Source organism: Nitratireductor kimnyeongensis, assembly GCF_019891395.1.
Classification (GTDB): Bacteria; Pseudomonadota; Alphaproteobacteria; order Rhizobiales; family Rhizobiaceae; genus Nitratireductor; species Nitratireductor kimnyeongensis.
In genome coordinates this window covers 1-12,242 of the sequence record NZ_CP078143.1, presented here as the reverse complement: position 1 = coordinate 12,242, position 12,242 = coordinate 1, and the positions used below count along the sequence as shown (strand labels likewise).

General features: G+C 57.9%; 12 protein-coding genes and 3 tRNA genes. 11 read left to right on the top strand and 4 right to left on the bottom strand.

Features of this window, described 5'->3' with window-relative positions:
• The first annotated feature begins 105 nt into the window (after positions 1–105).
• From KW403_RS00075 to KW403_RS00040, 8 genes are all read left to right on the top strand, one after another.
• Positions 106–1,269 carry a cysteine desulfurase family protein gene (locus KW403_RS00075; protein ID WP_223020781.1) on the top strand — a complete coding sequence of 388 codons (1,164 nt, stop codon included), beginning with the start codon at positions 106–108 and terminating at the stop codon, positions 1,267–1,269.
• Positions 1,270–1,451: 182 nt separating this feature from the next.
• Positions 1,452–2,975: a Fe-S cluster assembly protein SufB gene (gene sufB, locus KW403_RS00070; protein ID WP_223020780.1), complete on the top strand. Its 1,524-nt coding sequence runs from the start codon at positions 1,452–1,454 to the stop codon at positions 2,973–2,975.
• Positions 2,976–3,003: 28 nt separating this feature from the next.
• Entirely contained in the window at positions 3,004–3,759 is a 756-nt protein-coding gene (gene sufC / locus KW403_RS00065; RefSeq protein WP_223020779.1) for a Fe-S cluster assembly ATPase SufC, read from the top strand.
• Positions 3,760–3,768: 9 nt separating this feature from the next.
• Positions 3,769–5,040: a Fe-S cluster assembly protein SufD gene (sufD, locus tag KW403_RS00060; RefSeq protein WP_223020778.1), complete on the top strand. Its 1,272-nt coding sequence runs from the start codon at positions 3,769–3,771 to the stop codon at positions 5,038–5,040.
• 56 nt (positions 5,041–5,096) lie between these two features.
• Positions 5,097–6,338, top strand: coding sequence for a cysteine desulfurase (locus KW403_RS00055; RefSeq protein ID WP_223020777.1), 1,242 nt, complete (start codon positions 5,097–5,099; stop codon positions 6,336–6,338).
• A gap of 4 nt (positions 6,339–6,342) precedes the next feature.
• Positions 6,343–6,741, top strand: coding sequence for an SUF system Fe-S cluster assembly protein (locus KW403_RS00050; protein ID WP_223020776.1), 399 nt, complete (start codon positions 6,343–6,345; stop codon positions 6,739–6,741).
• A 93-nt stretch (positions 6,742–6,834) separates the two neighbouring features.
• Positions 6,835–7,215, top strand: coding sequence for a Fe-S cluster assembly scaffold SufA (gene sufA, locus KW403_RS00045; RefSeq protein ID WP_223020775.1), 381 nt, complete (start codon positions 6,835–6,837; stop codon positions 7,213–7,215).
• Between the two features lie 10 nt (positions 7,216–7,225).
• Positions 7,226–7,552 carry a TfoX/Sxy family protein gene (locus KW403_RS00040; RefSeq protein ID WP_223020774.1) on the top strand — a complete coding sequence of 109 codons (327 nt, stop codon included), beginning with the start codon at positions 7,226–7,228 and terminating at the stop codon, positions 7,550–7,552.
• A gap of 70 nt (positions 7,553–7,622) precedes the next feature.
• Here KW403_RS00040 and KW403_RS00035 read toward each other — a convergent pair whose 3' ends face one another.
• Positions 7,623–9,026: a DEAD/DEAH box helicase gene (locus KW403_RS00035; RefSeq protein ID WP_223022362.1), complete on the bottom strand. Its 1,404-nt coding sequence runs from the start codon at positions 9,024–9,026 to the stop codon at positions 7,623–7,625.
• Between the two features lie 164 nt (positions 9,027–9,190).
• On the bottom strand, positions 9,191–9,964 hold the full coding sequence (locus KW403_RS00030) for an NAD kinase (protein ID WP_223020773.1): 774 nt from the start codon (positions 9,962–9,964) through the stop codon (positions 9,191–9,193).
• Between the two features lie 160 nt (positions 9,965–10,124).
• On the opposite strand from KW403_RS00030, the gene KW403_RS00025 reads away from it, so the two are divergent.
• Positions 10,125–10,200 (top strand) — tRNA-Thr (locus KW403_RS00025).
• A gap of 58 nt (positions 10,201–10,258) precedes the next feature.
• Here KW403_RS00025 and KW403_RS00020 read toward each other — a convergent pair.
• A complete protein-coding gene (locus tag KW403_RS00020) occupies positions 10,259–10,672 on the bottom strand; it encodes a DUF4440 domain-containing protein (RefSeq protein WP_223020772.1) in 414 nt (137 codons plus the stop codon).
• A gap of 93 nt (positions 10,673–10,765) precedes the next feature.
• Complete coding sequence (locus KW403_RS00015) at positions 10,766–11,632, bottom strand: TrmH family RNA methyltransferase (protein WP_223020771.1); 867 nt, start codon at positions 11,630–11,632, stop codon at positions 10,766–10,768.
• Positions 11,633–11,817: 185 nt separating this feature from the next.
• On the opposite strand from KW403_RS00015, the gene KW403_RS00010 reads away from it, so the two are divergent.
• Positions 11,818–11,902, top strand: a tRNA-Tyr gene (locus KW403_RS00010).
• A gap of 30 nt (positions 11,903–11,932) precedes the next feature.
• Positions 11,933–12,006 (top strand) — tRNA-Gly (locus KW403_RS00005).
• Positions 12,007–12,242 lie beyond the last annotated feature (236 nt).

The window sequence follows — 12,242 nt, the reverse complement described above, 5'->3', positions numbered from 1 at the left end:
AGGACGGCTCGCCCTGAAAATTCAAGGAAATTACGTCAAGGTGGCCAAGTTTGGCCTTGATGACGTGAGGCAGACAGCGGATTCGCGGAGAAAAGCGGAAGGTCAATGTCGGCGACTCGGGCATATCTTGATTTCAATGCCAGTGCACCGCTTGTCGAAAAGGCAAGGGAGGCGATGCTTGACGCCCTTTCGATGCCAGGAAATCCGTCGTCCGTTCACACGGAGGGCCGGGAAGCCAGGCGCGTTCTTGAACAGGCTCGCAAGCACGTGTCGCGTCTTGTGGGAGGCCGTGGGGAGGATGTTGTCTTTACCTCTGGCGCGACCGAGGCGGCAGCGATGCTTCTCACACCCCACTGGACAATGGGGCGCGCGCCACTGAGGTTTTCCAAACTCTATGTCAGCGCGGCCGATCATCCCTGCGTTTTGAAAGGTGGCCGGTTTTCCCACAATCAAATCAATATTATACCGGTCCAATCTAATGGGTTGATAGACCTTGATGCGCTGAAGGCGCTGTTGGCAGAGCACGATCAGAATGCAGGTCTTCCTTTGGTTGCCGTGCACGCGGTGAACAATGAAACGGGCGTCATTCAGCCAATCGACGAAATCGGATGTCTGGCCAAGGCGCATGGCGCCACCACGATCTTCGATACCGTTCAGGCCGCAGGCCGTATTCCGTTGGATATTTCAGCCGGTTACGCTGATTACTTTATATTGTCGTCGCACAAGATTGGCGGTCCCAAGGGGGCGGGAGCCGTGGTCGGAAATGCCAACCTGATGATGCCGCGGGCGTTGATCGACGGCGGCGGTCAAGAAAAAGGGCATCGGGCGGGCACGGAGAATCTCGCCGCGCTTGCCGGCTTTGGCGCTGCCGCTACAGAAGCTCTTGAAAATCTGGACCGTGTCGATCTCATAGCCAGGATGCGGGGCCGCTTTGAGAGCGCTGTTCTGCAACATGTTCCGGATGCCGTCATTCACGGCCGGGAAGTGCATCGCGTTGCAAATACAAGCTTCTTCTCCATTCCTGGTATGAAAGCTGAGACCGCGCAGATTGCCTTTGACCTGGGCGGTGTGGCGCTTTCTGCCGGGTCTGCCTGCTCATCCGGGAGGGTGGGACCGAGCCATGTCCTCGAAGCCATGGGGCTGGGGGATGAGGCCAGTGCCCTGCGGGTCTCCATTGGACATACGACCAGTGAAGAGGATCTGGCCCTGTTCGAGAGTGTGTTGTCCAAACTCGCAACGCGGAGGAAGAGCTCCGCGCAAGCTGCGTGAAGCGGCGAAAAGATAAAATCGAGGGTGAAGCGAATTAAAATGGAGAAAAAGACACATATTTAATATGTGACCGGATGAAACCTTTGCTCCGACGCACTACATGAGGTCTGCCGAAAGGTGATCACGGTGTGCTCAATTTGAAGACGGCCGGGCCTTGACCCCGGCATGGATGGAGAACGCATATGCCTGCCGTGCAGGAAACGATTGATCAGGTCCGCATGATCGATGTGGACCAGTACAAATATGGTTTTGAGACGCTTATCGAAAGCGATCTGGCGCCAAAGGGTCTGAATGAAGACATCATCCGTTTCATTTCAGCCAAGAAGGAAGAGCCGGAGTGGATGACGCAGTGGCGATTAAACGCCTACAAGCGCTGGCAGGCTATGGAAGAGCCGAGCTGGGCGCGCGTCAGTTATCCCAAGATCGATTTTCAGGACCTGCATTACTATGCAGCGCCGAAGAACCAGACCGGTCCGAAGTCGCTCGACGAGGTCGATCCGGAATTGCTCAGAACCTACGAGAAACTTGGTATCCCCTTGAGGGAGCAGGAAATTCTTGCGGGTGTTCGCAAGCAGGGCGAGCCGAGTGAGCTGGAAGAGAACCCCAGCGACAATGTCTACAGCTCCGGGCGTGTTGCGGTCGATGCGGTGTTTGATTCCGTCTCGGTGGTCACAACTTTCAAGGAAGAGCTCGCCAAGGCCGGTGTTATTTTCTGCTCTATCTCCGAAGCCATCCGTGAGCACCCAGAACTGGTGCAAAAATATCTCGGTTCCGTTGTGCCGGTATCGGACAATTATTACGCTGCGCTGAACTCGGCTGTGTTTACCGACGGCTCCTTCGTCTACGTGCCGAAGGGCGTGCGCTGCCCCATGGAATTGTCCACCTATTTCCGTATCAACGAGAAGAATACAGGGCAGTTTGAGCGCACGCTGATCATCGCGGAAGAGGGCGCTTACGTGTCCTATCTGGAGGGCTGCACGGCACCGCAACGCGACGAGAACCAGCTGCACGCCGCCGTGGTCGAGCTGATCGCGCTGGACGATGCGGAGATCAAGTACTCCACGGTCCAGAACTGGTATCCGGGTGATTCCGAGGGCAAGGGCGGCATCTACAACTTCGTCACCAAGCGCGGCGATTGCCGGGGCAAAAACTCCAAGATCTCCTGGACCCAGGTCGAGACCGGTTCTGCGATCACGTGGAAATATCCGTCTTGCATCCTGCGTGGCGACAATAGCCGTGGTGAGTTTTACTCGATTGCCGTTTCCAACGGCCATCAGCAGATCGATTCTGGAACCAAGATGCTGCACCTGGGCAAGAACACGTCGAGCCGTATCATCTCCAAGGGCATCTCCGCCGGCCACTCGCAGAACACCTACCGCGGACAGGTGTCCGCGCATCGCAAGGCAGCCAACGCCCGCAATTTCACCCAATGTGACAGCCTTCTCATTGGCAATGATTGCGGCGCACACACCGTGCCTTATATCGAAGCCAAGAATGCCACCGCGCAGTTCGAGCACGAGGCGACCACCTCGAAGATTTCCGAGGATCAGCTGTTCTACGTGATGCAGCGTGGCATTCCCGAGGAAGAAGCCATCGCTCTCATCGTAAATGGCTTCGTCAAGGACGTCATCCAAGAACTGCCAATGGAGTTTGCCGTCGAGGCTCAGAAGCTCATCGGTATTTCGCTTGAAGGTTCGGTCGGCTGAGGCCGGCGCATTTGTTTGGAAAAAAATCATGCTTGAGATCAAAAACCTGCACGCCCGCATCGCCGAGGATGGCACCGAGATCATTCGCGGCCTGAACCTGACCGTCAAGGCCGGCGAAGTGGCTGCGATCATGGGGCCGAACGGCTCCGGTAAGTCCACCCTGTCCTACATCCTTGCCGGTCGTGACGACTATGAGGTGACCGAGGGCGAGATCCTCTACAATGGCGAGTCCATTCTGGAGATGGATCCGGCTGAGCGTGCCGCCGCCGGCATCTTCCTCGCCTTTCAGTACCCGCTCGAGATCCCGGGCGTTGCGACGATGGAGTTCCTGAAGACCGCCATTAACGCGCAGCGCAAGGCGCGGGGCGAAGAAGAGCTGAAAATCCCGGAAATGCTGAAGCGGGTTCGCAGCGCCGCTGAAGAACTGCAGATGAGCATGGACATGCTCAAGCGTCCGCTCAATGTCGGCTTTTCCGGCGGTGAGAAGAAGCGGGCCGAAATCCTGCAGATGAAGCTTCTCGAGCCCAAACTCTGCGTGCTGGACGAGACGGATTCCGGCCTCGACATCGATGCGCTGAAGATCGTTGCGGATGGCGTGAACGCCCTGCGTTCACCGGATCGCGCCGTTTTGGTGATCACGCACTATCAGCGTCTTCTCGACTATATCGTTCCGGACACGGTCCACGTTCTCTACCGCGGCCAGGTCATCAAGTCCGGCGACAAGAATCTAGCGCTTGAGCTGGAGAAGAACGGTTATGCTGGCGTCATTGACGCAGCCGCTTGAGGTGATGCGATGAATCTCCATGCTCAAAACACGTTGACGGAGGCCGAAACGGCTCTGGTCGATGGCTATTCCAGCCGGTTCTCCGACCTGCCGGGTGATGCCGAGGTTACCGTTCGCCGCGATGAAGCGCTGGAACTTCTTAAAAAGGGGCTGCCGACGCGTCGCATCGAAGCCTGGCATTATACGGATCTGCGCCGCCTTCTTTCCAGCGTGCCTGAATTCAAGCCTGTCAACGACGCCGAAGCGGTGGCTCCGCTGATTGAGAATGCTTTGGTCTTGCCGGTGCTTAACGGCACCTCCCATGAGCGCCCGGCGGCGCCCGAGGGCGCAACCATCGCCACCCTTGCCGAGAAGCTGCAGGAAGGCGCGCTTTCTGCCAATTGGCTGACAGCGTCTGACCGTTTCGATGCGGTGGGTGCGATCAATGCGGCTTTTGTCTCTGATGGTTATTGGCTTGAGATCGCTGAAGGAACCGAGATCGAGCGCCCGGTGGAATTGCAGAACATTCATGCCGGCGGTCAGGTTCATGGCCGGTTCGTAGTGAATGCGGCAGCAGGTTCAAAGGCGACCATCATTGAGCGCCAGACCGGTGTCGGCGATGCGCTAGCGACATCCGTGACTCATCTGGACGTCGGTGATGGCGCGGATGTTTTCTGGATATTGCTTCAGGAACAGCCGGACGATGCAACCTATCTCGGCCAGTTTACAGCTTCGTTGGGTAAGGATTCGAGCCTCACGCTCTTCATCCTCAACAGCGGAGGCAAGTTGGTTCGACAGGAAGTCAAGGTTGTCGCACGCGGTGAGGGCTCCGAGTTCAAGCTTCGCGGTGTGAACCTGCTTGGCGGCGAGGCCCATTGCGACGTGACCATGGTGCTCGACCATCTGGCACCTGACACGGTATCCACGGAGACCTTCCGCAACGTTGTAACCGGCAAGGCCAACGGCGTGTTCCAGGGTCAGATCCGCGTTGCGAAGATCGCCCAGAAGACCGACGCCAAGATGGCCTGCAACACGCTGTTGCTCTCGGATGAGGGTGGCTTCTCGTCGAAGCCTGAACTCGAGATCTTTGCAGACGATGTAGCCTGCGGCCATGGCGCGACGGTGACCGATATCGAGGAAGATCATCTCTTCTACCTGATGGCGCGCGGCATCGACGAAAAGACGGCGCGCGGTCTTCTGGTCAAGGCCTTCGTGGCCGAGGTCATCGAGGAACTTGAAGACGAGATCGTGATTGAGGCGCTGGAGGCCAGGCTGGTCGACTGGTTCGCCGCGCATGGCTAATCCTAAACCACTCACGCCCGCCTTTCTCGATGAGGGGCGGGCACGCGGAGCTGGACATGGACCAAAAGGTCGACACCATGCGATATGACGTTGAAGCCGTTCGCCGGGATTTTCCGATCCTTGCGCGCGAGGTTTATGGCAAGCCGCTTGTCTATCTCGACAATGGCGCGTCGGCGCAGAAGCCGCAGGCGGTGATCGATGCAATCACGCATGCCTACAGCAATGAATACGCCAATGTTCATCGCGGCTTGCACTTTCTCTCGAACGCCGCCACGGATGCCTATGAAAAGGCGCGTGAAACGGTTCGACGTTTTCTGAATGCGGAGAGCACGGAACAGATCATTTTCACCAAATCGGCCACTGAGGCGATCAACACGGTCGCTTATGGCCATGCGATGCCGAATATCGGCGAGGGCGATGAAATCGCGCTGTCGATCATGGAGCATCACTCCAACATCGTACCATGGCACTTCCTCCGTGAGCGCCATGGGGCGAAGCTCGCATGGATTCCGGTTGACGAGGAAGGGGTGCTTACCGTCGAGGCGTTCGAAAAGACGCTGACAGACCGCACCCGGCTCGTTGCCATCACGCACATGTCGAATGTGCTTGGCACCATCACGCCGCTGAAGGAGATCATTCGCATCGCCCACGAACGCGGTATCCCGGTTCTCGTCGATGGCAGTCAGGGCGCTGTGCATTTGCCGGTCGACGTGCAGGCGCTTGATTGCGATTTTTATGTCTGCACCGGGCACAAGCTATACGGTCCATCTGGCATTGGCGTGCTTTATGGCAAGAAAGAACGCCTTGCGGCCATGCGGCCCTTCCAGGGCGGCGGCGAGATGATTGAGGACGTGACGCTCGACGACGTCACCTACAACGAGCCACCGCACCGTTTCGAGGCGGGGACACCGCCGATTGTGCAGGCGATAGGGCTTGGTGCGGCGCTGGACTATATCGAAGGCATTGGTCGCGAGGCGATTGCGGCTTATGAAACCGATCTGGTTCGATATGCGCATGAGCAACTTGGCAAGATCGATACGCTGCGCATTTTCGGCAATGCTCCCGACAAGGGTGCCATCGTCTCTTTCGAGATCGAGGGCGTTCATGCGCATGATGTTTCCATGGTGATCGATCGTTCGGGTGTTGCCGTGAGAGCCGGGACACATTGCGCGCAGCCGCTCTTGAAACATTTCGGCGTGACCTCCACATGCCGTGCATCGTTCGGTATGTATAATACGCGCGAGGAGGTCGACGCCCTCGCTGAAGCGCTTGAGAAAGCGCGGCGTTTTTTCGGGTGACAAGATGACTGATACACCGCAGGACACGGAACAGAAGGATGAGCGCACGGCTCATCAGGAAATGGAAGCCAAGACGTCTTCCATTCCGCAGGAAGAGCTTGTCCGCCTGACCGACGACATCGTCAGTGCGCTCAAGACGGTCTATGATCCGGAAATTCCCGCCGACATCTACGAGCTGGGGCTGATCTACAAGGTCGATATCGAGGATGATCGCTCGGTCAAGATCGACATGACCCTGACCGCACCGGGCTGTCCCGTGGCCGGAGAGATGCCCGGCTGGGTTCAGAATGCCGTCAGCACCGTCGAAGGCGTCAGCGACGTTGAAGTCACGATGGTTTTCGATCCTCCATGGACACCGGACCGCATGTCCGAAGAAGCCCAATTCGCCGTTGGCTGGTACTGATCGGCAGGCCCCCTTGCAACAGGGGCGTTTCTTGCCCATTCTGATGAGAGAACCATTCCGCGAGCCTTTCACTCGCCGTGAACGGAGAATTCAATGAGCCGATTTCAAGTGATGACCATGACCGACGCGGCCGCAAACCGTGTGCGTGAGATCGTCGGCGCCCGCCATGGCGCCATGGGTGTGCGCGTGGGCATCAAGAAGGGTGGCTGTGCCGGCATGGAGTATACGGTCGATCTTGTGACCGAAGCCGACCCGAAGGACGATCATGTGGAGCATGATGGCGCGCATGTCTATGTCGCGCCTGAAGCGGCTCTCTTTCTTCTTGGCACCCAGCTCGATTTCGAAGTCACCAAGCTGCGGACCGGCTTTACCTTCAACAATCCCAACCAGACGTCGGCTTGTGGTTGCGGCGAATCCATTGAGCTGAAGCCAGCAGATCTCAAGGCGCTCGCCGAAGCGCGCGGTACTGCCTGACAGGCTGGCCGTGGACGACGACGCCATACGCGATCTCTTTTCAGGGCTGGGACCTGTAACCATTCGGCGCATGTTCGGCGGGAAGGGCATCTATCACGATGGCGCCATCTTTGCTCTGGAGGTCAACGGCGACCTTCTTCTGAAGGCAGATGCAGAAAGCGTTGCTAATTTTATCGAGGCCGGTTGCCGCCAATGGGTCTATCAAGGGCACAAGGGGCGAGGACCTGTAGCTATGCCTTACTGGTCCATCCCCGAGAGCGCGATGGATGATCCTGATGAAATGACGCTGTGGGCTCGCCGTGCTTTTGGGGCAGGCTTGCGAAGCAGGAAAAGCTAGATATCCGCTAAAAAGCCGCTGCCAGAATACACCCGCAGCGGCTTGGACGATTTAATAGACCCGTGTTGCGTCAGGTCTTTACGGCAATCTTCATGAAAGCGGGCACGTCCTCTCCGAAACCGACCGTGGTGTCGTCTTCACGTTGATGGCGGCGCGGCTCTTTGGGCTGCTCCGGCTTGTCCTGTTTCGCCTTGCGCTCGGCATTTTCGGATCTGATGTCGTTCTTGCGCGGCTTCTTGCCGGAAGGGCTTTTCTCTTCAGCCGCCGCAGAGGTTTTGCCTCCGCGCCTTGTTCCGCGCCCACGCTTGTTGTCGTCATCGGCGCCTTCATCTGCTTGAAGCGTGGACAGGTCGCCATCCAGCCATTCAACATCCTGGCCTATCAGCTTTTCGATCGAATCCATGTATTTGCGATCGGCCTTGGTGATCAGCGTGAACGCAGCACCCTTGCGGCCTGCCCGACCGGTGCGGCCGATCCGGTGCACATAGTCATCCGCGTGGGTGGGAATATCGAAATTGAACACGTGGCTGACATCGGGAATGTCGAGCCCGCGGGCGGCAACGTCAGACGCGACAAGCAGCTTCAGATTGCCCTTGCGGAAATTCTCCAGCATCGTCATGCGCGCGCGTTGATCCATGTCGCCGTGAAGCGCACCTGCGTCATATTCGTGACGGACGAGAGAGCGGAACAGTGTCGCCACTTCGCTCTTGCGATTGCAGAATATGATGGCGTTTTTCAGCGTGTCGCCTTGAGCGTCGATCAGTGAACGCAGACGCTCGCGCTTCTCCCAGGGCTTGGCGCCGCTTTTGACAAAGCGCTGGGTGATGTTCGTTGACGTTGTTGCCGGACGGGAGACCTCGACGCGGACGGGCCCCTGCAGAAACTGCTCGGTGAGCTTGGTGATCTCCGGAGGCATGGTGGCCGAGAAGAACAAGGTCTGCCGCGTGAACGGAATGAGTTTGCAGATACGCTCAATGTCCGGGATGAAACCCATGTCGAGCATGCGGTCCGCCTCGTCGATCACGAGAATTTCAACACCGGTGAGGAGAAGTTTTCCGCGCTCGAAATGATCAAGCAGTCGCCCTGGTGTTGCAATCAACACATCGGCGCCGCGCTCGAGCTTCTTTTCCTGCTCGTCAAACGACACACCGCCAATCAGCAACGCGATGTTGATACGGTGGTTTTTGCCGTATTTGACAAAATTCTCCTCAACCTGCGCTGCGAGTTCGCGCGTCGGCTCCAGGATGAGAGTGCGCGGCATGCGCGCCCTGGCGCGACCACGCTCCAGGCGCGTCAGCATGGGCAGGACGAAAGAGGCGGTTTTCCCCGTCCCTGTCTGGGCGATGCCCAGCACGTCCTTGCCGTTCAGAGCATGCGGTATGGCGCCTGCCTGGATCGGGGTGGGCTGCGTGTAGCCCGCATCGGCCACGGCGGAGAGGACCTTTTGGGACAGGCCCAGATCGGAAAATGTCAACGCTTCCTGAGCGGTGTCTTGTTCTTCTGCTGGCACGTTTCGGCTGTCTTTGTGTTTGCGGCGCAATACCGCCTTGTGAGGTCGTGGAGACCCGAATCCCTCGACGGGGTACGGCTTGACGCGTTCGATGTCAACAGATCACTTACCGTAAAGTCAGCTATTGTTCAGTAACGAAACTGCTCCGAAAGGATGCGTTCGTTCCAGGAGTGGCTCTCGTCGAAGAGGACGGTGACGGTTTCCTCGTGTGATTCGCGAACCACAACCGACACGACGGATTTGATTTCGGTGTGGTCAGCGACCGCATTCACCGGCCGCTTTTCGGGCTCGAGAATATCAAACCGCACCGTCGCCTGATTGGAGAGCAGGGCGCCGCGCCAGCGGCGTGGACGAAACGGACTGACCGGCGTGAGTGCGAGAAGCGGCGCGTCGAGCGGAAGAATTGGCCCATGCGCGGACAAGTTATAGGCCGTGGAGCCGGCGGGTGTGGCCACCATGACGCCGTCACAGATCAACTCTTCGAGGCGGACCTTGTCATCAATCGCAATCCGTATCTTGGCTGCCTGGTAGGATTGACGCAGGAGCGAGACTTCGTTGACGGCAACTGCCCTGACCCGGTTGCCATCCGCGTCGATCGCTTCCATCTGAAGTGGGCGCACGGTTTCAGGGATTGCTGCGGCGACACGGTCGCGCAAGCCGTCCTCACGGTATTCGTTCATCAGAAAACCGATCGAGCCCCGATTCATTCCGTAGATGCGCTTTCCTGCGCCCATCGTTTCTCGGAGCGTCTGCAGCATGAAGCCATCACCGCCGAGCGCCACAATGACGTCGGCATTCTCAGGTCGTTCCTGACCATACAGGGCTGACAACCGTTGCGCCGCTTCCTGGGCATTTTCGGTGTCGGCGGAAACGAAGGCGAGGGCCATTGGTTGTTGGGGCATGGCGATCAGACTGCCTTGGATTAGCGGAGGGCTGCTATCGGTTAACACGTGGAAGTTTGCCTGCAAAGGCAAACGGACGCGTATTCATGTGGGCATCGTCCACGGCTGTTGCCAGTTTTGATTTTACTCTCGCGCAGTTTATGCTAACGGAGCGCCGGATGCCCTTGTAGCTCAGTTGGTAGAGCACCTGATTTGTAATCAGGGGGTCGGCGGTTCGAGTCCGTCCGGGGGCACCATCTTCTCCCAATACAGGACTTTCGGTCCACCGAACGCGACGCCGAAAGCGGCGGTTGCTTAGAAATCGGCGCAGCTTTCGGCAATCTGGGACTGATTGCTTTCTTCGATCCCTGCTTCCCCGATCAGAAAGCGTTCCTGGGTGAGAACGGAATTGTTCGGGAAATCATAGCAGACCGTCACGATTGTTTCGTTGTCGCTTTTATTGTCCACGCGATATCGGATGTCGGTGCCGCTGCCCGTGGTTTCCTTCCACGTGTCCATCGAGTCGAGAAATTCTTCCTTTGTCTGTTCGATCCCGATGTCGTTGAGAATGATCCGCGCATCATCGGACAACAGTTCCGAGAGTGTCTGCCGGTCGGCTGTGCGCAGGGCGTCAAACCACTGTGCGAGTACCTTGTCCTGCTGAGCCAGGGATTGGGACACGGTCAAGGCTATGGCGGCAATGACCAGCAATATGCGGTGCAGCCTCATTGGAAACTCCAATTGCATGCGATCGTCTTCTATCGACACTGGCATTGTAACGGCAACGAAGCGATACGGAAATCCCGCACCGCTGCCAGGTTTTCATGCAGCTGAATTGGTATTCAGGTGCCGGCAGGCAGCGTAGAGAGAGACTGCGGCCGCGTTCGATACATTGAGCGACTTTATTGCGCCGGGCATATCGAGCCGGGCGAGGGCGGAGACAGTTTCACGGGTTTTTTGGCGAAGCCCTTTTCCTTCAGCGCCCAGAACCAGAGCGATCCGATCCGCCTCAAAGGTGTTTTCCAGGCGTTCAGCACCTTCAGAATCGAGACCGATCGTTTGAAATCCGGCCTGTGAAAGCTCCTCGAGCGCCTCGGCGAGATTGCGTACCGTCAGATGGTCGATATGTTCGAGCGCACCGGAGGCCGCTTTCGCCAGAACACCGGATTCAGACGGGCTGTGGCGCGCAGTCGTCACCAGGGCGTTGACACCGAAAGCAACAGCAGAACGCATGATGGCACCGACATTGTGCGGATCGGTCACCTGATCGAGCACGAGGACGAGGGCTGCGCCATCGAGATCGCGGAGTGGTTTGGGCCTGAGGGGCTCTGCTTCCAAGAGCACACCCTGGTGGACTGCGTCCGGTCCAACAAGGCGGTCAATCTCGCGCGGCTCGACGGTCTCGACCGGGAAGGACAGGCCGGTCAAATCATTCAAATCGAGGCGCGCGGAAGCGTTTCTGGTGATGCGGAGACGCCTGATTCGACGCTGTGGATTGTCCAGGGCTGCGCGGACGGTGTGGAGCCCGTAGAGACGAACGATACCATCATTGGCGTTGGCATCGACATTGGCATCGGAGTGGACAGACGTTTTGCCACCTCGCTTCTGCGCCGCGCGCTCTCTGTGCGCGCGGCGCAGGCGGGCGTAATGGCTGTCTTTCGGGGTTCTGGAATTCTGATCGTCGCTCATGAGGTCTCTATAGTCTTGTGGCTGCATTCTGAAAACCGGATTCGCAGGATTGAAGTTTTTCCGCGAAGATTTGCGACAGGCTGTTGACACCGAAGTTCGGCCTCGTCATAAGGCGCATCGCGGAACGGAGTAGGGCGATTTGCTCTTCTTTCGATCCGGCACATCGCTGAGGCTCCGACGGTAACGGAGGGGTGTCCGAGTGGTTAAAGGAGACGGACTGTAAATCCGTTCGCTATGCGTACGCTGGTTCGAATCCAGCCCCCTCCACCACCGTTGATCAGAGCCAGCGAAACGAACCCGGCGGGTATAGCTCAATGGTAGAGCAGCAGCCTTCCAAGCTGAATATGCGGGTTCGATTCCCGCTACCCGCTCCAGCTTTCTCCCTGTCGTTCCTTTTCATGAAGGTTTTCGCTTTGCCTGTTTCGAGGCTGCGACGGCGTGTGTGTTTCGCGGTGTTGTTCGTTCGCGGAGCCGGCGAAGCCGCGTTTGCAGAGCCAAAAGGCGGGCGTTGGCCCTCGAGATGGTAAAGGGGCTTGTAATTTTTCGTCTTTATCGGTAATCGCCCCGCATCTAAAACCCTAACGCATCCACGGCGCCAAAGGAAGTTGCA

Coding starts and splice junctions, on each gene's coding strand:
- KW403_RS00075 (WP_223020781.1), top strand. CDS start 106: ATGTCGGCGACTCGGGCATATCTTGATTTCAATGCCAGTGCACCGCTT.
- sufB (WP_223020780.1), top strand. CDS start 1,452: ATGCCTGCCGTGCAGGAAACGATTGATCAGGTCCGCATGATCGATGTG.
- sufC (WP_223020779.1), top strand. CDS start 3,004: ATGCTTGAGATCAAAAACCTGCACGCCCGCATCGCCGAGGATGGCACC.
- sufD (WP_223020778.1), top strand. CDS start 3,769: ATGAATCTCCATGCTCAAAACACGTTGACGGAGGCCGAAACGGCTCTG.
- KW403_RS00055 (WP_223020777.1), top strand. CDS start 5,097: ATGGACCAAAAGGTCGACACCATGCGATATGACGTTGAAGCCGTTCGC.
- KW403_RS00050 (WP_223020776.1), top strand. CDS start 6,343: ATGACTGATACACCGCAGGACACGGAACAGAAGGATGAGCGCACGGCT.
- sufA (WP_223020775.1), top strand. CDS start 6,835: ATGAGCCGATTTCAAGTGATGACCATGACCGACGCGGCCGCAAACCGT.
- KW403_RS00030 (WP_223020773.1), bottom strand. CDS start 9,964: ATGCCCCAACAACCAATGGCCCTCGCCTTCGTTTCCGCCGACACCGAA.
- KW403_RS00020 (WP_223020772.1), bottom strand. CDS start 10,672: ATGAGGCTGCACCGCATATTGCTGGTCATTGCCGCCATAGCCTTGACC.
- KW403_RS00015 (WP_223020771.1), bottom strand. CDS start 11,632: ATGAGCGACGATCAGAATTCCAGAACCCCGAAAGACAGCCATTACGCC.